General features: G+C 65.3%; 18 protein-coding genes. 13 read left to right on the forward strand and 5 right to left on the reverse strand.

The window, feature by feature from the left end; genetic code table 11:
* The 3 genes from GB927_RS17555 to groES all read right to left on the reverse strand — a co-directional run bounded on the left by GB927_RS17555 (position 1) and on the right by groES (position 2,956).
* Entirely contained in the window at positions 1-447 is a 447-nt protein-coding gene (locus GB927_RS17555) for a hypothetical protein (RefSeq protein ID WP_256118491.1), read from the reverse strand.
* Positions 448-962: 515 nt separating this feature from the next.
* Complete coding sequence (gene groL / locus GB927_RS17560; protein WP_256118492.1) at positions 963-2,603, reverse strand: chaperonin GroEL; 1,641 nt, start codon at positions 2,601-2,603, stop codon at positions 963-965.
* 56 nt (positions 2,604-2,659) lie between these two features.
* Positions 2,660-2,956, reverse strand: coding sequence for a co-chaperone GroES (gene groES, locus GB927_RS17565; protein WP_256118493.1), 297 nt, complete (start codon positions 2,954-2,956; stop codon positions 2,660-2,662).
* 318 nt (positions 2,957-3,274) lie between these two features.
* On the opposite strand from groES, the gene GB927_RS17570 reads away from it, so the two are divergent.
* From GB927_RS17570 to GB927_RS17590, 5 genes are all read left to right on the forward strand, one after another.
* Positions 3,275-4,123 (forward strand): TIGR01459 family HAD-type hydrolase, encoded by an 849-nt coding sequence (locus GB927_RS17570; protein ID WP_256118494.1) that lies wholly within the window; start codon positions 3,275-3,277, stop codon positions 4,121-4,123.
* A 14-nt stretch (positions 4,124-4,137) separates the two neighbouring features.
* Positions 4,138-5,118, forward strand: coding sequence for a bifunctional riboflavin kinase/FAD synthetase (locus GB927_RS17575; protein ID WP_256118495.1), 981 nt, complete (start codon positions 4,138-4,140; stop codon positions 5,116-5,118).
* A gap of 234 nt (positions 5,119-5,352) precedes the next feature.
* The gene (ileS, locus tag GB927_RS17580) at positions 5,353-8,310 is read left to right on the forward strand and encodes an isoleucine--tRNA ligase (RefSeq protein WP_256118496.1); all 2,958 of its coding nucleotides are present in this window, start codon (positions 5,353-5,355) and stop codon (positions 8,308-8,310) included.
* A 172-nt stretch (positions 8,311-8,482) separates the two neighbouring features.
* Complete coding sequence (locus GB927_RS17585) at positions 8,483-9,097, forward strand: hypothetical protein (RefSeq protein ID WP_256118497.1); 615 nt, start codon at positions 8,483-8,485, stop codon at positions 9,095-9,097.
* 4 nt (positions 9,098-9,101) lie between these two features.
* Positions 9,102-9,587, forward strand: coding sequence for a GNAT family N-acetyltransferase (locus tag GB927_RS17590; protein ID WP_256118498.1), 486 nt, complete (start codon positions 9,102-9,104; stop codon positions 9,585-9,587).
* On the opposite strand, the gene GB927_RS17595 is transcribed toward GB927_RS17590, so the two are convergent.
* Positions 9,588-10,031, reverse strand: coding sequence for a nucleoside deaminase (locus GB927_RS17595; protein ID WP_256118499.1), 444 nt, complete (start codon positions 10,029-10,031; stop codon positions 9,588-9,590).
* A 70-nt stretch (positions 10,032-10,101) separates the two neighbouring features.
* Between GB927_RS17595 and GB927_RS17600 the strand changes: the two genes are divergently transcribed.
* The 3 genes from GB927_RS17600 to GB927_RS17610 all read left to right on the forward strand — a co-directional run bounded on the left by GB927_RS17600 (position 10,102) and on the right by GB927_RS17610 (position 13,519).
* On the forward strand, positions 10,102-12,006 hold the full coding sequence (locus GB927_RS17600; protein WP_256118500.1) for a pseudouridine synthase: 1,905 nt from the start codon (positions 10,102-10,104) through the stop codon (positions 12,004-12,006).
* A 6-nt stretch (positions 12,007-12,012) separates the two neighbouring features.
* Positions 12,013-12,573, forward strand: a complete 561-nt coding sequence (gene rsmD, locus GB927_RS17605; protein WP_256118501.1) for a 16S rRNA (guanine(966)-N(2))-methyltransferase RsmD — start codon at positions 12,013-12,015, stop codon at positions 12,571-12,573.
* A gap of 85 nt (positions 12,574-12,658) precedes the next feature.
* Positions 12,659-13,519, forward strand: a complete 861-nt coding sequence (locus tag GB927_RS17610) for a patatin-like phospholipase family protein (RefSeq protein WP_256118502.1) — start codon at positions 12,659-12,661, stop codon at positions 13,517-13,519.
* On the opposite strand, the gene GB927_RS17615 is transcribed toward GB927_RS17610, so the two are convergent.
* A complete protein-coding gene (locus GB927_RS17615) occupies positions 13,516-15,303 on the reverse strand; it encodes a monovalent cation:proton antiporter-2 (CPA2) family protein (protein ID WP_256118503.1) in 1,788 nt (595 codons plus the stop codon). The two genes, GB927_RS17610 and GB927_RS17615, sit on opposite strands and share 4 nt — an antisense overlap.
* A 108-nt stretch (positions 15,304-15,411) precedes the next feature.
* Between GB927_RS17615 and GB927_RS17620 the strand changes: the two genes are divergently transcribed.
* From GB927_RS17620 to GB927_RS17640, 5 genes are all read left to right on the forward strand, one after another.
* Complete coding sequence (locus GB927_RS17620; protein WP_256118504.1) at positions 15,412-16,758, forward strand: TldD/PmbA family protein; 1,347 nt, start codon at positions 15,412-15,414, stop codon at positions 16,756-16,758.
* A 4-nt stretch (positions 16,759-16,762) separates the two neighbouring features.
* A complete protein-coding gene (locus GB927_RS17625) occupies positions 16,763-17,569 on the forward strand; it encodes a 3'(2'),5'-bisphosphate nucleotidase CysQ (protein ID WP_256118505.1) in 807 nt (268 codons plus the stop codon).
* A gap of 59 nt (positions 17,570-17,628) precedes the next feature.
* On the forward strand, positions 17,629-17,865 hold the full coding sequence (locus GB927_RS17630; protein WP_256118506.1) for a DUF4170 domain-containing protein: 237 nt from the start codon (positions 17,629-17,631) through the stop codon (positions 17,863-17,865).
* 109 nt (positions 17,866-17,974) lie between these two features.
* A complete protein-coding gene (gene waaA, locus GB927_RS17635) occupies positions 17,975-19,288 on the forward strand; it encodes a lipid IV(A) 3-deoxy-D-manno-octulosonic acid transferase (protein WP_256118507.1) in 1,314 nt (437 codons plus the stop codon).
* Between the two features lie 22 nt (positions 19,289-19,310).
* Positions 19,311-20,045: an HAD family hydrolase gene (locus GB927_RS17640; protein WP_256118508.1), complete on the forward strand. Its 735-nt coding sequence runs from the start codon at positions 19,311-19,313 to the stop codon at positions 20,043-20,045.
* Positions 20,046-20,076: the final 31 nt, after the last annotated feature.

Raw genomic sequence — 20,076 nt, forward strand, 5'->3', positions numbered from 1 at the left:
CTATTGCCGCTTGAAGCGGCGGCCGGCGAGGTCGATCTGGAAGCGGGGGAAGATGAAGACGCCGATGATCGTGCCGGCGTATTTCTCCTCCAGGCCCGTCGATTCCCCAACGCAGAACACCGGCTGGCGCGGCGCGCCGTCGAGGTGAATGGTCGTTGAGAAGCAGAAGGACGAGGATGAGGAGGCCGCCTGCTCGAAGAGTTCGAGCACGCGCGTGCGGTCGAGCGGCTCGTAGCAGCGGATGAGGTTCAACAGCCCGCAGGCGCGCTGCGGCAGGCCATGCGCCTGCATCGCCTTGTCGCCAAGCGTGAAGAGGCCGTTGGAAAGATCGCCGGTCCAGCGCTCCGTCACGCAATATTGCGTCAGCAGTTCGTTGTCCGTCTCGTCGAACCCCATCGAGCCCGGAAGAAAGGGCGACGAGAGATCAGTCTTGATTATCTTGAACACCTACGACCTCAGGCAGTTGCTCGAATTTGGCCGACATGTCACGCCCCGTTTCGGGCACGCGACACGTTAAAAGAGAGCGCCGGCGACAACCCTCGAAGTCCGCCGAACCACTTTCCCATGTACTGAACTTCGTCCGGATCCTGCTATGCGTATCGGATCGGACGTACGCGTGAAAACCGCCGCTGACCCTTCTTTCAAGTCTTCCGGCGGTTCTATCAATATATTTCAGGGAGAACTGGCTGCGCGGTTTATCGACATGTTCCTGTCCAAAACCAGCACCTGTACCCCGGGTGAATCTTACAGTTCACTTGGGGCGTCTTTATAATTGGTTTTTTGATGCCAGCAACGGCTTTTTGAGAATTATTGTACAAACGGAAAAATTCTTTTCACGGAAACGATGCAGTCCGGTGAACCTCTTTGAAATGCGTCCCTTTGCCCGAAAAACAAAAAGGGCGGCCCGAAGACCGCCCTTTCCGAACTGAACCAGCTGGCTCAGATGTGAAGGCTTGCGCCTATCACATCATGTCCATGCCGCCCATGCCGCCCATGCCGCCAGGCATGCCGCCCGGTGCATCCTTCTTCGGCAGTTCGGCGATCATGGCTTCCGTCGTGATCAGCAGCGAAGCAACCGAAGCTGCGTTCTGCAGAGCCGTGCGGACAACCTTGACCGGGTCGACGATGCCGAGTGCGATCAGGTCGCCGTATTCGCCCGTCTGGGCGTTGTAGCCGTAGTTGTCTTCGTTCTTGTCGAGGATCTTGCCGACAACGATCGAAGCTTCGTCACCAGCGTTTTCCGCGATCTGGCGAACGAGGGACTGCAGCGCCTTGCGAACGATGTTGATGCCGGCTTCCTGGTCGTCGTTCTCACCCTTGGAGGTGATCTTGACGGAGGAGCGCAGCAGGGCAACGCCGCCGCCCGGTACGATGCCTTCCTGAACGGCAGCGCGCGTCGCGTTGAGGGCGTCGTCGATGCGGTCCTTCTTTTCCTTGACTTCGACTTCCGTCGAGCCGCCGACGCGGATCACGGCAACGCCGCCAGCGAGCTTGGCAAGGCGTTCCTGCAGCTTCTCGCGGTCGTAATCGGAGGTGGTTTCTTCGATCTGGGCCTTGATCTGCGCGACGCGGCCTTCGATTTCCGACTTCTGGCCGGCACCGTCGACGATCGTCGTGTTTTCCTTGGTGATCGAGACCTTCTTCGCACGGCCGAGCATGTCGAGCGTGACGTTTTCGAGCTTGATGCCGAGGTCCTCGGAGATCACGGTGCCGCCCGACAGGATGGCGATGTCTTCGAGCATGGCCTTGCGGCGGTCGCCGAAGCCCGGAGCCTTGACGGCAGCGATCTTGAGGCCGCCACGCAGCTTGTTGACGACGAGCGTAGCAAGGGCTTCGCCTTCGACGTCTTCAGCGATGATGACGAGCGGCTTGCCGGTCTGGACGACGGCTTCGAGAACCGGGAGCATCGCCTGGAGGTTCGAGAGCTTCTTCTCGTGCAGGAGAATGAAAGCGTCTTCGAGGTCGGCGACCATCTTTTCCGGGTTGGTCACGAAGTAGGGCGACAGGTAGCCGCGGTCGAACTGCATGCCTTCGACGACTTCGAGTTCGGTTTCGGCGGTCTTGGCTTCTTCAACCGTGATGACGCCTTCGTTGCCAACCTTCTGCATGGCTTCGGCAATGTCGAGACCGACCTGCTTGTCGCCGTTTGCGGAGATCGTGCCGACCTGGGCGACTTCTTCCGAGGTGTTGATCTTCTTGGCCTTGGCCTGGAGATCCTTGACGACTTCAGCAACGGCGAGATCGATGCCGCGCTTCAGGTCCATCGGGTTCATGCCGGCTGCAACAGCCTTGTTGCCTTCGCGAACGATGGCCTGGGCAAGAACGGTTGCCGTCGTCGTGCCGTCGCCGGCGATGTCGTTGGTCTTGGAAGCGACTTCGCGAACGAGTTGGGCGCCCATGTTCTCGAACTTGTCTTCCAGTTCGATTTCCTTGGCGACGGAAACGCCGTCCTTGGTGATGCGCGGTGCGCCGAAGGACTTGTCGATAACAACGTTACGACCCTTCGGGCCGAGCGTTACCTTGACTGCGTCTGCGAGAATGTCGACGCCGCGCAGCATCTTTTCGCGCGCGGTGCGGCCGAACTTGACTTCTTTGGCTGCCATTGTGTGAACTCCTGAAAGAGGTATCAGCGAATTTCGGAAGGGGATGAACGGCTAGATCAGCCGATGATGCCCATGATGTCGGCTTCCTTCATGATCAGAAGGTCTTCGCCGTCGAGCTTGACTTCGGTGCCCGACCACTTGCCGAACAGAACGCGGTCGCCAGCCTTGACGTCCAGCGGAACGACCTTGCCGGAATCGTCACGGGCGCCGGAACCGACGGCGACGATTTCGCCTTCCTGCGGCTTTTCCTTGGCGGTGTCCGGAATGATGATGCCGCCCTTGGTCTTGGCTTCGGATTCGACGCGACGTACGACGACGCGATCGTGAAGCGGGCGGAAGGTGGTGCTTGCCATTGTCTTATCCCTCGATCGAATGACATTGCGGATCCCGGTATGGACCCGATGGATGGATGTTAGCACTCACTGGTTAGGAGTGCTAGCGGCCCGGAGATAGGCGCCGGCGCTTTTCGAGTCAAGGACGACGCCCGGAAATTATTTTGCCCCGGATGGTTACCGCAGCCGGCAGATGGGAGTGAAATCGCACGCCATCAAGTCAGGGCCATGAATTTCCGGCAGTTTGCCTGTTGATGGGGCAAAATTGTGTGGAGAGGCTTGTTTTCTTGGCCTCGCTTTGCAATGTCAGCCGGGCTCGATTTCGAACAGGACTACCTGATGGCTGAACGCATCCAATCTTTCCGCGACATCGCTTCGCAATATGACGTGGTGCTCTGCGACGTCTGGGGCGTCCTGCACAATGGCGTGGAAGCCTTCTCCTATGCCTCGGAAGCGCTCGCCGCCGCCCGCGCCGCCGGCCTTACCGTCGTGCTCATCACCAATTCGCCGCGCCCCCATCCTGGCGTCAAGGTGCAGATCCGCGGCCTCGGCGTCGCCGACGATTCCTACGACCGTATCGTCACCTCCGGCGACGTCACCCGCGCGCTGATCGCCGAAGGCCCGAAGAAGGTCTATTTCATCGGCGCCGAAAAGGACCTGCCGCTGCTCGACGGCCTCGGCGTCGAGACTGTCGGCATCGACGAGGCCGGCATCGTGGTCTGTGCGGGCCTGCGCAGCGACGAGACGGAAACCGTCGAGGACTATCGCGAGGAGCTGGAAAGCCTCGCCGCGAAAAAGCTGCCCTTCATCTGTGCCAATCCGGACCTCGTCGTCGAGCGCGGCCACCGGCTCATCCAATGTGCCGGGGCGCTCGCGAAATTCTACGAGGAGCTCGGCTGCACGAGCCTGATCGCCGGCAAACCGCACCGGCCGATCTATGAGAAATCGATCGCCGAGGCGAAGGACGTGCGCGGCGACTTCGACCTGTCGCGCGTGATCGCGGTCGGCGACGGCATGCCGACGGATGTGCGCGGCGCGGAAGCCTTTGGCCTCGATGTGCTCTATATTTCCGGCGGCATCCATGCGCAGGAATATGTCGAAGCGGGCCGCACCGACGAGGCGAAGCTCGCGGCTTTCCTGACGCGCGAACGTTCCCACCCCAAATGGTGGATGCCCCGGCTGCAGTGACGGAGACGGTCGTCATGACGGTATTTCACAGGAACGAGACAAAGCAGCCGCTGCCGGAACACCTGCGCGGCGGCGTCATCGCCATCGGCAATTTCGACGGCGTGCACCGCGGCCACCAGGCCGTGCTGCAACGCGCGCTCGACCTTGCGAGCGACCGCGGCATCCCGGCCCTCGTGCTGACCTTCGAGCCGCATCCCCGCACCGTCTTCCGCCCCGAGCGCCCGGTCTTCCGCCTGACGCCGGCGCCGCTGAAGGCGCGCATCCTCGAAGGCATGGGTTTTTCCGCGGTCATCGAATACCCGTTCGACCGCGGCTTTTCCGAAATGTCGGCGCATGATTTCATCCGCTCGGTGCTGATCGAGTGGCTGCACGCCTCCGAGGTCGTCACCGGCTTCGATTTCCACTTCGGCAAGGGCAGGGAAGGCGGCCCGGCCTTCCTGATGGCCGCCGGCCAGGACAACGGTTTCGGCGTGACGCTGGTCGATGCCTTCCGCGACGAGAACGCCTCGGTCATCTCGTCGAGCTTCACCCGCGCCCTGCTTGGCGAGGGCGCCGTCGTGGAAGCGGCCGGCCAGCTTGGCTACCGCTATACGGTCGAGGCGGAGGTCATCGACGGCAAGAAGCTCGGCCGCACGCTCGGCTACCCGACCGCCAACATGCAGCTCCCCCCGGAAGTGGAACTGCGCAACGGCATCTATGCCGTGCGCTTCCGCCGTCCCGATGGCAGCCTGCACGACGGCGTCGCCAGCTACGGCCGCCGCCCGACGGTCACCTCGAACGGCGTGCCGCTGCTCGAAACCTTCCTGTTCGATTTCTCCGGCGATCTCTACGGCGAAGTCTCCGCCGTCTCCTTCTTCGGCCACCTGCGCGACGAGCTGAAATTCGACGGCCTCGACCCGCTCGTCATCCAGATGAAGCGCGACGAGGAGGAGGCGCGCGCGCTGCTTTCCGGCGTCACGCCGCTGGGGCCGATCGACCAGCGCATCTGTTTCTAGGAACAAACGACTCTGGCGTCTTTTCAAAATGGCGAAAAGGCCGTAATACCGCGCGCATGATGCTCAACCGGCTGACCATCGATCTGCGAATTAGTGGCCCGGCCTTCCGCGCGCTCTGAGCGAGGCCGGAAGGTCCGGGATTTTGGGCGTTTTCGAAAAGCGCCCCCGCCGTCGGAGCCTGACAATATCCCCGCATGCGCAAACGCGCGCGAAAAAAAGACGATAGCCATATCCATGACCGATACGCCCGAAAAAGTCGATTATTCGTCCACCCTCTACCTGCCGCAGACGGATTTCCCGATGCGCGCCGGCCTGCCGACGAAGGAGCCGGAAACGGTGGCCCGCTGGCAGCAGATGGGTCTCTACAAAAAGCTGCGCGCCTCCGCCGCCGGCCGCGAGAAATTCGTGCTGCACGATGGCCCGCCCTATGCCAACGGCAACATCCATATCGGCCACGCGCTGAACAAGATCCTCAAGGACGTCATCACCCGCTCCTTCCAGATGCGCGGCTTTGACTCCAACTACGTGCCCGGCTGGGACTGCCACGGCCTTCCGATCGAATGGAAGATCGAGGAAAAGTACCGCGAGAAGGGCAAGAACAAGGACGAGGTCCCGGTCAACGAATTCCGCCAGGAATGCCGCGACTTCGCCGCCGGCTGGATCAAGATCCAGGCGGAAGAGTTCAAGCGCCTCGGCATCGAGGGCGACTTCGACAACCCCTACACGACGATGAACTTCCACGCGGAAGCCCGCATCGCCGGCGAACTGCTGAAGATCGCCAAGAGCGGCCAGCTCTACCGCGGCTCCAAGCCCGTCATGTGGTCGGTTGTCGAGCGCACGGCACTGGCCGAAGCCGAAGTCGAATATGCCGATGTCGAGAGCGATGCGATCTGGGTAAAGTTCCCGATTGTCGAGTGGAAACATCACGTAGCAACCCATGCCGGCCCCCTGGAATCTGACCAGCTGATGCCAGTAATGAAAGAGGTTGCTGATCTTGAGGGTGCTTCCGTCGTCATCTGGACCACCACGCCCTGGACGATCCCCGGCAACCGCGGCATCGCCTTCTCGTCGCGCTATCCCTACGGCCTCTACGAGGTGGAAAGCGCGCAGAACGATTTCGGTCCGCAGCCGGGCGAAAAGCTGATCTTCGCCACCCGTCTTGCCGATGAATCGGCGGCCAAGGCAAAGCTCACCTTCAAGTTCCTCCGCGATATCGCGCCGGAAGAGCTGGAGGCGGTCGTCTGCGCCCATCCGCTGGCCTCGCTCGGTTACGACTTCAAGGTGCCGCTGCTTGATGGCGACCACGTCACCGACGACGCCGGCACCGGCTTCGTGCACACCGCACCCGGTCACGGTCGCGAGGACTTTGACGCCTGGACGGCAGCGGCCCGCGCGCTCGAAGCCCGCGGCATCTCGTCGAAAATCCCGTTCACCGTCGACGACGCCGGCTTCTACACCGCCGACGCCCCCGGCTTCGACGGCGCGCGCGTCATGGACGACAACGGCAAGAAGGGCGACGCCAACGAGCGCGTCATCAAGGCGCTGATCGCCGCCAGCAACCTGTTTGCCCGCGGCCGCATCAAGCATTCCTATCCGCATTCCTGGCGCTCCAAGAAGCCGGTCATCTTCCGCAACACGCCGCAATGGTTCGTCTACATGGACAAGGAACTCGGCGACGGCACGACGCTGCGCTCGCGTTCGCTGAACGCCATCGACGAGACCCGCTTCGTGCCCGCCGCCGGCCAGAACCGCCTGCGCGCCATGATCGAAGGCCGCCCGGACTGGGTGCTGTCGCGCCAGCGCGCCTGGGGCGTCCCGATCGCCGTCTTCGCCGACGAGAAGGGCGAAGTGCTGATCGACGAGGCCGTCAATGCCCGCATCCTCGAAGCCTTCGAGCAGGAAGGCGCCGACGCGTGGTTTGCCGAAGGCGCCAAGGAGCGTTTCCTCGGCAACGACCACGACCCGGCCAAGTGGACGCAGGTCATGGACATCCTCGACGTCTGGTTCGACTCGGGCTCGACGCACACCTTCACGCTGGAAGACCGCCCCGACCTGAAATGGCCGGCCGACGTCTATCTGGAAGGCTCCGACCAGCATCGCGGCTGGTTCCACTCCTCGCTGCTGGAATCGGCGGCGACCCGTGGCCGCGCGCCCTATAACGCCGTCATCACCCATGGTTTCACCATGGACGAGAAGGGCGAGAAGATGTCGAAGTCCAAGGGCAACGTCGTCTCGCCGCAGGACGTGATGAAGGAATCGGGCGCCGATATCCTGCGCCTCTGGGTCATGACGACCGACTACTGGGAAGATCAGCGCCTCGGCAAGACGATCATCCAGACCAACATCGACGCCTACCGGAAGCTCCGCAACACGGTGCGCTGGATGCTGGGCACACTGGCGCACGACACGGGCGAGGAGATCGCCTATGCCGACATGCCGGAGCTCGAAAAGCTCATGCTGCACCGGCTCTCCGAGCTCGACGCCGTCGTGCGCGAAGGCTACGACGCGTTCGATTTCAAGAAGATCGCCCGTTCGCTCATCGACTTCTCGAATGTCGAACTCTCGGCCTTCTACTTCGACGTCCGCAAGGATGCGCTCTACTGCGACGCCCCGTCCTCGCTGAAGCGCCGCGCCTCGCTCGCGGTCATCCGCAAGCTGTTCGAGTGCCTCGTCACCTGGCTCGCCCCCATGCTGCCCTTCACCACGGAGGAAGCCTGGCTGTCACTGAAGCCGGACGCCGTTTCGGTGCATCTGGAACAGTTCCCGGTGGTGCCGGCCGAATGGCGCAACGATGCGCTGGAAGCCAAGTGGGAGAAGATCCGCGCCGTGCGCTCGGTGGTCACCGGCGCGCTGGAGATCGAACGCCGCGAGAAGCGCATCGGCGCCTCACTGGAGGCTGCCCCGGTCGTGCACATCGACGATCCGGAGCTGCTTGCAGCCCTCGAAGGCCAGGACTTTGCGGAAATCTGCATCACCTCGGCCATCACGCTGGTTGCCGGCGAAGGCCCGGCCAATGCCTTCCGTCTTCAGGACGTCGCCAAGGTCTCCGTCGAGCCGCAGCTTGCCGAGGGCAGGAAGTGCGCGCGCTCCTGGCGCATCACCACGGATGTTGGCGCCGATCCGGACTATCCGGACGTCTCGGCCCGCGATGCGGCGGCACTGCGCGAGATCGGTTTTCGCCGCGCGGCGTAAGGCACAGCATTGTTGACGGCCGGGGCTTTCCGGCCGTCAATATTCCGGATGAATTGCGCTTGCGGTCTTCATCCGGTATTGCTGCCTGAAAATGGTCGGATTTTTCCGCCATGGCACGGCGATCTATTGCCGTGTTCGGGCTTTGGGCGCCGGCTCTGCTGGAAGGGTATTCATGGGAATGACGCGAAATATTCGGCTGCGTACCGGCTTGATCGGCCTCCTCGGTGGAAGCCTCCTGCTGACCGGCTGCATGGGGCCGACCTACGGCACCGGCAAGACCGCCGGCGAGCAGCTGGTGGATGATATCGGCAATGCGGTGACGCTCCGGCCCGACGACGCGGAAAAGAAGAACATCCGCTACCAGCCGCGCGGGGGCCTCGTGGTGCCGAAGGACGAGGTCGCCCTTGCCACGCCGCAGCAGTCCGTCTCCAGCAAGGACAATCCCGAGTGGATCGAAAGCCCCGAGGAGATGCGCGAGCGTTTGCGTACCGAGGCTGCGGCCAACAGCGACGACGGGAACTATCGTTCGCCGCTCGCCGCGCAGAGCACGACGAACCGCAAGCTTTCCGCCGCTGAACAGACCGCTGCCTATCGCGATGCGCGCCGGCTGCAGATGGGTGCCTATTCCGACAAGCGCCGTTACCTGAGCGATCCGCCGGTCGATTATCGCCGCCTTCCGGAAGAGGCCTCGGCCGATCTCGGCGAGCCGGAGCGCACCAAGGAGCGCCGCCGCAAGAAGGAAGCGAAGGCGGCCAAGCAGAGCGGTTCCGCCTGGTGGCCTTTCTAAGCCGATGACGGCTTACAGAATTCGCCCGGCGTCGGTCAGCGACGCCGGCACCATCCTGCGTTTCATCCGCGAACTTGCCGATTACGAAAAGGCGCTGCACGAGGTTGCGGCGACCGAGGAGACGATTGCTTCCTCGCTGTTCGGCGAAGGCTCCGTCACCCGCGCGGTGATCTGCGAGACGGAGGCGGGCGAACCCGCCGGTTCCGCCGTCTGGTTCCTGTCCTATTCCACCTGGCAGGCGAAGAACGGGCTCTATCTCGAAGACCTCTATGTGACGCCCGATCACCGCGGCGCCGGCGTCGGAAAGATGCTGCTGCGCCATCTCGCCCGCATCGCGATCGAGGAGGGCTGCGGCCGGTTCGAATGGAGCGTGCTCGACTGGAACACGCCGGCCATCCGCGTCTATGACGCCATCGGCGCCGAGCCGCAGTCCGAATGGGTCCGCTACCGCCTGAGCGGCGACAAGCTTAAACAGTTCGCTGAAGGCTGATCAGCGCCGCTCGGCGAAGAAATCCTTGAGGATTTCCGCCGCTTCCAGGCCGCCGATGCCGGAATAGACATCGGGCGCGTGGTGGCAGGTCGGCTGAGCGAAGAAGCGTACGCCATTGTCCACCGCGCCGCCCTTCGGGTCCTCCGCACCGTAATAGAGCCTACGGATGCGGGCGAAGGAAATGGCGGCGGCGCAGAGCGTGCAGGGTTCGAGCGTCACGTAGAGATCGGCGCCCGTCAGCCGCTCCTGGCCGAGCTTGCGGGAGGCCTCGCGGATGACGGCGACCTCGGCATGGGCGGTGACGTCGCTCTCCGCCCGCGTACGGTTGCCGGACTGCGCGACGACCGCGCCGTCGAGCACCAGCACGGCGCCGACGGGCACTTCGCCCCTTTCTCCTGCCGCACGCGCCTCGGCCAGCGCGATCTCCATGAAGCGATTTGTCATGAGCGGCACGAATTCCTCTTAACCCGGGGCGTGTGACCTGATAGGACACGCCAAAACGCAGGCAGCACAAATGACATTCAAAGACAAGCCAAAACGGCCGGGCGACAAGCCCGCGGGCCGTGACCGCAAGCCCCGTGCCGCCGCATCGGCCGGCGAGGGCAAGCCATCCTTTGCCGCCGGCAAGCCGGCAGGCAAGAAGCCGGGCGGCAAACCCTTCGCGGGAAAACCCGCGCGTGATGCAAAGCCGGCCCGCGACGCGAAGCCCGCCAAGGCGGCACCGGCCGCTTCGGCAAGCGCCGACCTCGCGCCCGAGCGCATTTCCAAGCTGCTCGCCCGTGCGGGCGTCGCCTCGCGCCGCGATATCGAGCGCATGATCATGGAAGGCCGTGTCAGCGTGAACGGCAAGGTGCTGGACACGCCGGTGCTCAACGCCACCTTCGCCGACCGCATCGAGGTCGACGGCATGCCGATCCGCGGCATCGAGCGCACGCGCCTCTGGCTCTACCACAAACCGGCCGGCCTGGTGACCACCAATGCCGACCCGGAAGGCCGCCCGACGGTCTTCGACAACCTGCCCGAAGACCTGCCGCGCGTCATGTCCATCGGCCGCCTCGACATCAACACCGAAGGCCTGCTGCTGCTGACCAATGACGGCGGCCTCGCCCGCATGCTGGAGCTGCCGACGACCGGCTGGCTGCGCCGCTACCGCGTGCGCGCCCACGGCAAGATCGAGCAGGCCGACCTCGACAAGCTGAAGGACGGCCTCGCCGTCGACGGCGTGCTTTACGGCGCGATCGACGCGACGCTCGACAAGGTGCAGGGCACCAATGTCTGGATCACCATGGGTCTTCGCGAAGGCAAGAACCGCGAGATCAAGAACGTGCTCGGCGCGCTCGGCCTCGACGTGAACCGGCTGATCCGCATTTCCTACGGCCCGTTCCAGCTCGGCGAACTGCCGGAAGGCCACGCCCAGGAAATCCGCGGCCGCACGCTGCGCGACCAGCTCGGCCCCCGCCTCATCGAGGAAGCCAAGGCGAATTTCGATGCGCCGCTCTTCGACCATGCGGTTGACGATGCGGATGAGAAGCCGGCCGCCAAGACCCGTGAGGCCGCGCAGCCGGCCTGGGGTGAAAAGCCCGCCGGCCGCCGCGACAAGCCGGAAGACCGCCGCGAAAAGGCCCGCGCCCGCCTCGACACCAAGCGCGACGACCGCTTTGGCGAGAAGCCGCGCGGCGGCCCTCGCGACCGCACCGACGATCGTTTCGAAGGCAAGCCGAAGCGCGAGCCCGCCGTGCGTGCCCGCAAGTCGAATGTCTGGATGGCGCCCGGCGCCCGTCCGGTTGCCGAAAAGAAGGCGGAGACCGCCGAAGGCGTGAAGCGCGAGCCGCGCGAACGGCCGGAAGGTGCGCCGAAGACCAAGCGCTACGGCCGCACGGCCGATGGCGCGCCGACCCGCACGGCGAAGAAATTCGATCCCGACCGTAAGGGGGGACCGGCCCGTGGCCGCCCGGGCGACGACCGCGCCGACAAGCCGCGCGTGCTGAAGACCCGCGACGAGGACGGCGAGTGGATCCGCGCCTCCGAGCCGGAAAAGCAGGATCGTGACGACGGCGGTCGCGGCGGCTTCGGTCGCAAGCGTTCCGGCGCCGGCGACGACCGCGCGCCACGTGATTTTGGTGATCGCCCGCCGCGCGGCGACCGCTCCTTCGGTGACCGTCCGGCCCGTGGCGACCGCAAACCCCGCGCGGAAGGCGAGCGCTCCTTTGGCGATCGTACGGATCGCAAGCCCCGCGCCGAGGGTGAACGCACCTTCTCGGATCGCCCGCCGCGTCGCGATGGCGGCAAGCCTTTCGGCGCAAAGCCGTCCGGCGGCAAATCCTTCGGCGGCAAGCCGGGTGGTGGACGCCCCTCGGGTGGAAAACCCGCTGGCGGCAAGCCCGCCGGTGGCAGCCGTCCGCGCGGCAAGGGCAAGTAAGCGCCCGTGCGGATCGTCGGCGGAGAGTTTCGCGGCCGCGCGCTGGCGACGCCGAAGTCGGATGACATTCGTCCGACGACGGACCGCACGCGCGAAAGCCTGTTCAACATCCTGTCGCATGCCTACCCCGAGGCGCTCGACGGCACGCGCGTGCTCGATCTCTTCGCGGGCACCGGCGCTGTAGGCCTGGAGGCGGTGTCGCGCGGCGCGCGCGCGGCCCTCTTCGTCGAGCAGAGCGTCGAGGGCAGGGGGCTCCTGCATTCCAACATCGAAACGCTCGGCCTCATCGGCCGCGCCAAGATTTTCCGGCGCGATGCCACGGCGCTCGGCAGCGTCGGCACGGTGGAGCCGTTCGACTTTCTCTTCGCCGATCCACCCTATGCCAAGGGCCTTGGGGAGCGCGCGCTCGATGCGGCGGCGCGCGGCGGCTGGCTCGTCGATGGCGCCCTTGCCATCCTCGAAGAGCGTGCCGATATTCAGCCTGCCGCCGTCGATGGTTACGAGCTTCTCGAAGTCCGCACCTTCGGCGACACGCGCATGCATTTCTACCGCTACCGGTCCGGCTGAACCGTAGAGCATTTCCAGCCGAAGCGGCATCGCTTCGGCGTCGGATAATGCGGCGGAAACAAAAAGCGAGCAGGAGACCGCCGCGATGACCGATGCCCTCGTTTCCGCAGACGTGTCGCGGCCAAGTGGACCCACGGTCGCCCTCGCGCTTGGCGGCGGCGGTGCGCGCGGCCTTGCCCATATCCATGTGATCGAGGTGCTGGACGAACTCGGTATCCGCCCGGTGCTGATCTCGGGCGCCTCGATCGGCGCCATCCTGGGCGCGGCCATGGCGGCCGGCATGTCGGGCAAGGAAATCCGCGAGCACACGCTCGCCGCGATCGGCCATCCGAGCCGCATCATGAACCGGCTCTGGAGTCTCCGGCCCACGCGGCTCTCCGAGGTCGGCTTCCGCGTCGGGCAGTTCAACCTGGAGCGCGTGCTGAAGGCCTTCCTGCCGGATCGCCTGCCGGAGACGTTCGAAGACCTGGCGATCCCGCTGAAGGTCGTGACGTCGGATTATTACGGCCAGTGCGAATGCGTCTGTGAGAGCGGCCCGCTGTTCCCGGCGATCGCCGCCTCCGCCGCACTCCCGGCCGTCTTCCGCCCGGTGATGATCAACGGCCGCGTGATGATCGACGGCGGGCTGTGGAACCCGGTGCCCTTCGACCACCTCATCGGCCACGCCGACATCACCATCGGCGTCGACGTGATCGGCCAGCCGGCGGCCGGCACCGCGGAACTGCCCAACAGCATCGACAGCCTCTATGGTGCGACCCAGCTCACCATGCGCTCCATCGTCACGCTAAAACTCGAAAAGGGCGCGCCGGACATCTATCTCCGCCCGGATGTCGGCCGCTTCCGGGTGCTCGATTTCGTCAAGGCCGGCGAAGTCCTCGCCACATCCGCCGGCATCCGCGACGAGCTGAAACGCGCGCTCGACGAAAAGCTGTCTGCGGTGGCCTAGACGCTCTCTTCCTCGTCCGCCTGCGTCACGTTCTTCGGCTTCAGCAGCGGCTCCGGCTTGACCGGCTTGGAGTGCAGCATGTGCCGCCCGGCGGAAATTCCCTCGGCGGCCTGAAGCTCCAGCCGGGCTACATCGCGGCGGCGGATGTCGTCGCCGATGGCCAGCGCGTCGTCCGGCTCGACGCCGAGCGCTTCCAGCGTTTCCCGGCCGAAGACGAGGGCGGATTCGAAGGTTTCGCGCACGTCGTGCTGCACGCCGCGGGCGCGCAGCGAAAGGGTGTGCACCCGGTCGTAGGAGCGGGCGAAGATCGTCGCGTTGGGATATTCCGACTGTACGAGATCGACGATGCGGTCCGTCGAGGCCTTGCCCTGCGTGCAGACGGCGACGATCTTGGCGCGCTCGATGCCGGCGGCGCGCAGCACGTCCTTGCGCGTGCCGTCGCCGAAATAGATGCGGAAGCCGAAATTCGCGGCCTGGCGCACGCGGTCGGTCGAATGGTCGATGACCGTGACCTCGCGCCCGCCGGCAAGCAGGATCTGTGCGGCGATCTGGCCGAAGCGCGAAAAGCCGATCATCAGCACGTCCGCCCCCGCACCCTCGAAATCCTCCTCCATCTCCTCCTCGACATCCGCCACCAGCAGGAAGCGCGAAAGTGCTGCCGCAATCGGCGTCAGCGCCATGGAGGTCGTCACGATGGCGATGAGCAGCGAGGCGAGGCCGCCGGAAAAGATGCCGGCGGCAGCCGCCGCGGTGAACAGCACGAAGCCGAATTCGCCGCCCTGCGGCAGCAGCAGCGCAATGCGCACGGCGTCATTGTGCGAGGAGCCGGTGAAGCGGCAGAGGCCGTAGATCACGAAGCCCTTCACCAGCATGACGGCGGGCGTGGCGATCAGGATGGTCAGCCAGCTCGAAAAGATCACGTCGAGATGCAGCGACAGGCCGACGGCCATGAAGAACAGGCCGAGCAGGATTCCGCGGAACGGTTCGACATCCGCCTGCAATTCATGGCGATAGGAGGAATCGGCCAGCAGCACGCCGGCAAGGAAGGCGCCCATGGCCATGGAAAGGCCGGCCATCTGCAGCAGCATGGCGGCGGCCAGCACGACGAAGAGGGCGGCCGCGATCATCGCCTCGCGTGCACCGGTGCGCGCAATGATCTGGAACAGCGGATTGAGCAGGTAGCGGCCGGCGACGAAGAGCGCGGCAATGGCGGCGACGGCGACGAGGAAGTCCTGGAAGGCGGTCGTCGTGTCCTGCGGCGCCTGTTCGGCAAGCAGCGGGATCAGCGCCAGCAGCGGCACGATGGCGAGGTCCTGGAACAGCAGCATGGAAAAGGCACGCTGGCCGAAGCGCGTGTTGGTGTCGCCCTTCTCGTCGAGGATCTGCATGGCGAAGGCGGTGGAGGAGAGCGCCAGGCCGAAGCCGATGATCAGCGCCCCATCCCACGCCTCCAGCCCGAACAGCAGCGTAAGCCCCGCCAGCACCAGGCCAGTCAGCACGACCTGCGCCAGGCCGAGCCCGAAAATGTCGTGGCGCATCGCCCATAGGCGAGACGGCTTCAGTTCCAGCCCGATCAGGAAGAGCAGGAAGACGACACCGAGTTCGGCGACGCCCAGCAGTTCCTCGCCATCGCGGATCTGGTGCAGGATCGGGCCGATTACCACGCCGGCGGCAAGGTAGCCGAGAATGGTGCCGAGCCCCAGCCGCTTGAAGATCGGCGCGGCGAGAAGCGCGCCGCCGAGCATCAGCAGGACCTCGTTATACGGGCTGTGGGTATAGGACATGCGGAAGGCTTTCTTCGAGGGGCGCGGGCGCGAGGGCAAAAAAGGCGCGGCTGCCCTTGATGCTCGTGCTACTGCACAATAAATGGGTCAGCAAAGAAAGGCCAAGTCATGTCAGAGACGATCGATTCCGCAAGCCTTCTCGCGCGCGCCGGCGAACTCATCGACCGCGCCATACAGGCGGGGGCGGAGGCGGCCGATGCCGTCGTCGTGCGCGGCCGCTCTTCATCCGTCAGCGTGCGGCTCGGCAAGGTCGAGGGCACTGAAGCGTCAGAGAGCGACGACTTCTCGCTGCGCGTCTTCGTCGGCAAGCGCGTCGCCAGCGTTTCCGCCAATCCCGGCTTCGACCTGACGGTGCTCGCCGAGCGCGCCGTCGCCATGGCCAAGGCCTCGCCGGAAGATCCCTATGCGTCGCTTGCCGCAGAGGCCGACCTTGCGCGCGACTGGCCGGACCTCGAACTCTACGACCCGACCGAAGTCTCCGCCGAACAGCTGACCGAGGCAGCACTTGCCGCCGAAGCCGCGGCGCTGGCGGTCTCCGGCATCACCAATTCCGGCGGCGGCGGCGCGTCCGCCGGCATGGGCGGCCTGGTGCTCGCCACCTCGCACGGCTTTTCCGGCGCCTATAGCGCCAGCCGCTTCGGCCGCTCCGTCAGCGTCATTGCCGGCGAAGGCACGAAGATGGAGCGCGACTATGACTACGATTCGAGCCTCTATTTCGCCGACCTGCGCGATGCCGAAGAGATCGGCCGCGAGGCAGCGGCGCGCGCCGTGCGCCGGCTCAACCCGCGCCAGGTGCCGACGGCCAAGAACGTCACCGTCGTCTTCGATCCGCGCGTGGCGCGCGGCATGACCGGCCACATCGCCGGCGCCATCAACGGCGCCTCCGTCGCCCGCAAGACGAGCTTCTTGCGCGACCGCATGGGCAAGCAGGTGCTGAAGGCAGGGCTTTCGGTCACCGATGATCCGCTCATCGTGCGCGGCTCCTCCTCCCGTCCCTTCGACGGCGAGGGCGTCACCGGCAAGCGCCTCGCGATGATCGAGGACGGCGTGTTGCAGCACTGGTTCCTCTCCACCTCCACCGCCAACGAACTCGACCTCAAGACGAACGGCCGTGGCGTGCGCGGCGGCACTTCGGTCAACCCGGCCTCCACCAACCTTGCGCTGGAGCCCGGCGATATTTCGGCGGAAGACCTGATCCGCTCCGTCGGCACCGGTTTCTACGTGACCGAGCTGATCGGCCAGGGCGTCAACATGGTGACGGGCGAATACAGCCGCGGCGCCTCCGGCTACTGGATCGAGAATGGCGCGCTGACCTTCGCGGTCTCCGAAGTCACCATCGCCTCCAACCTCGTCGACATGTTCATGCGCATCACGCCGGCAAATGACATCGACCGCTCGTTCGGCGTCGCCGCGCCGACGCTGGCCATCGAAGGCATGACGCTTGCCGGGACGTGACACCATGTCGAACCCCGCCAACCCCTGGACCGCCGACCTCGATCTGCTCGTCGGCGCGGCGCGGCTGGCGGGGGCGCGCGCGCTCGATTTCTTCCGCAAGGGGCCGGAAGTCTGGTGGAAGAACGGCGGCCACTCGCCGGTGAGTGCCGCCGATTTCGCGGCCAACGATATCCTCAAGAAGGAGCTGCTCTCCGCCCGGCCGAACTATGGCTGGCTGTCGGAGGAGACCGACGACGATGCCGGCCGGCTCGACTGCGAGACGGTCTTCGTCATCGACCCGATCGACGGCACGCGCGCCTTCATCGCCGGCAAGGACATCTGGTGCGTCAGCGCCGCCGTCGTGCACCGGGGCCGCCCCGTCGCGGGCGTGCTCTTTGCGCCGTCGCTCGACGAACTGTTCACCGCCGCCGCCGACGGCGTGGCGCTGAAGAACGGCGAGCCCATCCATGTCACCGAGCCGGATGCCAGCCGTTCGACGCGCATGGCGATCCCCGAGGACATGACGCAGGATCTCCACCGGGGCCTTTCCGGCGGCGTGCACCGCATCTCGCATGTGCCGTCGCTCGCCTACAGGCTTGCCATGGTGGCGGACGGGCGCATCGATGCGACGCTGGTCAAGCGCAACGCCCACGACTGGGATCTGGCGGCCGCCGACCTCATCCTTTCGCGCGCCGGCGGCGCGCTCGTGACGCTCGATGGCGAGGCGCTCCTCTACAACCGCCCGACCGTCAGCCACGAGACGCTGGCTGCCGCCGGTTTGTCCCGGCTTTCCGGGCTTGTGGACGCCTCCCGGCACCTTGCCGGCCATTGACCTTTGGTGCGGAATACCGCAAACCACCTGCCGAAATCGGTAAGAAAAAGAGAGAAGACATGACCGAAACCACCGAACCGAAACAACTCCTCCACCTCGTCTTTGGCGGCGAGCTGAAGACGCTCACGGACACCCAGTTCCGTGATCTCAACAATCTCGATATCGTCGGAATCTTCCCCGATTATGCATCCGCGCTCACCGCGTGGAAGGGCAAGGCGCAGCTGACCGTCGACAATGCGCATATGCGTTATTTCATCGTCCATATGCATCGCCTTCTGGACCCGCAGAACGGCTGAGCCACGTTCCCCCGACACCGTTCCGCGCGGCTGAGGCCGCGCCGAACAGAAAGACCGGACCTTCCATGATGCCGAAAAGCCCCAAGCTCACAACGACGGTGCCCTGCGCATGAGCAGGCGGCTCGCCCGTTTCGCGCTGTCGCTGTATCGCTGGGGCGGCGTCGCGCTCTATCCGATCGTCGGACCCTATCTCGGCTTCCGCGCCGCGAAGGGCAAGGAAGACCGCTCCCGCCGCCGCGAGCGCTATGGTTTTGCCAGCGTTGCGCGTCCCGCCGGCCCGCTCGTCTGGTTCCATGCGGCCAGTGTCGGCGAAACGATGGCCGTCATCCCGCTCATCAAGGAAGTGCGCCGCCGCGGCATTGCGGTCCTCCTCACCACCGGCACCATCACCTCGGCCAAGGTGGTGCGCGAGCGCCTCGGACCGGATGTCATCCACCAATATGTGCCGCTCGACGTGAAGCCGGCGATCAGCCGCTTCCTCGAATATTGGCACCCTGACCTCGCTATCATGGCAGAGTCTGAGATCTGGCCGATGACCATCCTGGAACTCGGCAAGCGGCATATCCCGCAGGTCCTGGTCAACGGCCGCATTTCGGACCGCTCCTTCCCGCGCTGGAAGCGGCGCATGTCGATCGCCGATGCGATCTTCGAGAATTTCGCCCTCGTCGTCGCCCAGTCGGAACTCGATGCCGACCGGTTTCGCACGCTCGGTGCGCTGCCGGTCATGGTCTCGGGCAACCTCAAGGTCGACACCGATGCGCCGCCGGCCGATTCCGCCGTGCTTAGGGGTTATCTCGACCAGATCCGTGACCGGCGCACCTGGGCGGCGATCTCGACCTTCGAGGGCGAGGAGGCCGCTGCCGGTAACGTGCACCGGGCGCTCAAGGAGCGGACCGGCCTGCTCACCATCGTCGTGCCGCGCCATCCCGAGCGCGGCGATGCCATTGCCGATATGCTGACCGCGCGCGGCCTCAAGGTCGCCCGCCGCACGCTGAACGATCCGCTGACGCCGGAGACCGATATTTTCCTCGGCGATACAATCGGCGAGATGGGGCTCTACCTGCGCATGACGGAGATTGCCTTCGTCGGCCGCTCGCTCTTTGCTGAAGGCGGGCAGAACCCGCTGGAGCCCGCCATGCTCGGCTGCGCCATCCTGTCCGGTGGCAACGTGCAGAATTTCCGCGAGTCCTACCAGCAGCTCGCCCGCAACGGCAGCGCCAAGATGGTGCGCGACGTGGAAATGCTGGCCAAGGGCGTGCACTACCTCATGATGAACGACGACATGCGCAAGCAGATGATCGAGGCGGGGCAGGAGACCGTGCAGGAGATGCGCGGGGCGCTACGCGCCACCATCAAGGGGCTGGAACCCTATATCAATCCGCTCACCGTGAAGGCGCGGCTGCATCCGCGCCAGACCACCTGAAAACCAGACGAAAAGGCAAGCCATGACCAAGGCGCAGACCATCTCCGGCATCCTTTTCGACAAGGACGGGACGTTGCTCGACTATGCCAAGAGCTGGGTGCCGGTGAATTACGAGCTCGCCCGCATCGCCGCCGCCGGCGACGAGGATCTGGCCCGCGTGCTGCTCCTGGCCGGCGGCATGAACCCGGACACCGGCTATGTGACGCCCGACAGCCTGCTGGCCGCCGGCAACACGGTCGAGATTGCCGAAGGCATGGTCGCTGCCGGCTCGCCCTTCACGGTGGAGGCGCTCGCCGCCCATTTCGACGGGCTCTTCGCCAATTCGGCGCAGCTTGCCGTCGCCGTCACGGACCTCGCCCAGTTCTTCGCCACCATGCATGCCCGCGGCTACTGGCTCGGCGTCGCCTCCAGCGACAACGAGGCCTCGATCCGCGCCACGGCAAAACGCTTCGGTTTCGATAGCTATCTGCATTACGTCGCCGGCTACGACAGCGGTTTCGGCACCAAGCCCGAACCCGGCATGGTGATGGGCTTCTGCGCGGCAACCGGTCTCGAACCGCACCAGATCGCTGTCGTCGGCGACAACAACCACGACATGCACATGGGCCGCAACGCCGGCGCCGGCCTCACCGTCGCTGTCCTGACGGGCACCGGCTCGCGCCAGTCGCTGGCCGACGCCTCCGACTACTGCTTCAACGACATCACCGAACTCGTGCCCCTCTTCCCCGAAGCAGCCACCGCGCGCCCGGCGGCGTGAGCGGGTTGAACTACCCCCCTCTGGCCTGCCG

The sequence above is a fragment of the Shinella lacus genome (genome assembly GCF_010994755.1).
GTDB lineage: Bacteria > Pseudomonadota > Alphaproteobacteria > Rhizobiales > Rhizobiaceae > Shinella > Shinella lacus.

Excerpts from the sequence above, each read along its gene's own strand:
- groL (WP_256118492.1), bottom strand. The coding sequence starts at position 2,603 with ATGGCAGCCAAAGAAGTCAAGTTCGGCCGCACCGCGCGCGAAAAGATG.
- groES (WP_256118493.1), bottom strand. The coding sequence starts at position 2,956 with ATGGCAAGCACCACCTTCCGCCCGCTTCACGATCGCGTCGTCGTACGT.
- GB927_RS17570 (WP_256118494.1), top strand. The coding sequence starts at position 3,275 with ATGGCTGAACGCATCCAATCTTTCCGCGACATCGCTTCGCAATATGAC.
- GB927_RS17575 (WP_256118495.1), top strand. The coding sequence starts at position 4,138 with ATGACGGTATTTCACAGGAACGAGACAAAGCAGCCGCTGCCGGAACAC.
- ileS (WP_256118496.1), top strand. The coding sequence starts at position 5,353 with ATGACCGATACGCCCGAAAAAGTCGATTATTCGTCCACCCTCTACCTG.
- GB927_RS17585 (WP_256118497.1), top strand. The coding sequence starts at position 8,483 with ATGGGAATGACGCGAAATATTCGGCTGCGTACCGGCTTGATCGGCCTC.
- GB927_RS17590 (WP_256118498.1), top strand. The coding sequence starts at position 9,102 with ATGACGGCTTACAGAATTCGCCCGGCGTCGGTCAGCGACGCCGGCACC.
- GB927_RS17595 (WP_256118499.1), bottom strand. The coding sequence starts at position 10,031 with ATGACAAATCGCTTCATGGAGATCGCGCTGGCCGAGGCGCGTGCGGCA.
- GB927_RS17600 (WP_256118500.1), top strand. The coding sequence starts at position 10,102 with ATGACATTCAAAGACAAGCCAAAACGGCCGGGCGACAAGCCCGCGGGC.
- GB927_RS17610 (WP_256118502.1), top strand. The coding sequence starts at position 12,659 with ATGACCGATGCCCTCGTTTCCGCAGACGTGTCGCGGCCAAGTGGACCC.
- GB927_RS17615 (WP_256118503.1), bottom strand. The coding sequence starts at position 15,303 with ATGTCCTATACCCACAGCCCGTATAACGAGGTCCTGCTGATGCTCGGC.
- GB927_RS17620 (WP_256118504.1), top strand. The coding sequence starts at position 15,412 with ATGTCAGAGACGATCGATTCCGCAAGCCTTCTCGCGCGCGCCGGCGAA.
- GB927_RS17625 (WP_256118505.1), top strand. The coding sequence starts at position 16,763 with ATGTCGAACCCCGCCAACCCCTGGACCGCCGACCTCGATCTGCTCGTC.
- GB927_RS17630 (WP_256118506.1), top strand. The coding sequence starts at position 17,629 with ATGACCGAAACCACCGAACCGAAACAACTCCTCCACCTCGTCTTTGGC.
- waaA (WP_256118507.1), top strand. The coding sequence starts at position 17,975 with ATGAGCAGGCGGCTCGCCCGTTTCGCGCTGTCGCTGTATCGCTGGGGC.
- GB927_RS17640 (WP_256118508.1), top strand. The coding sequence starts at position 19,311 with ATGACCAAGGCGCAGACCATCTCCGGCATCCTTTTCGACAAGGACGGG.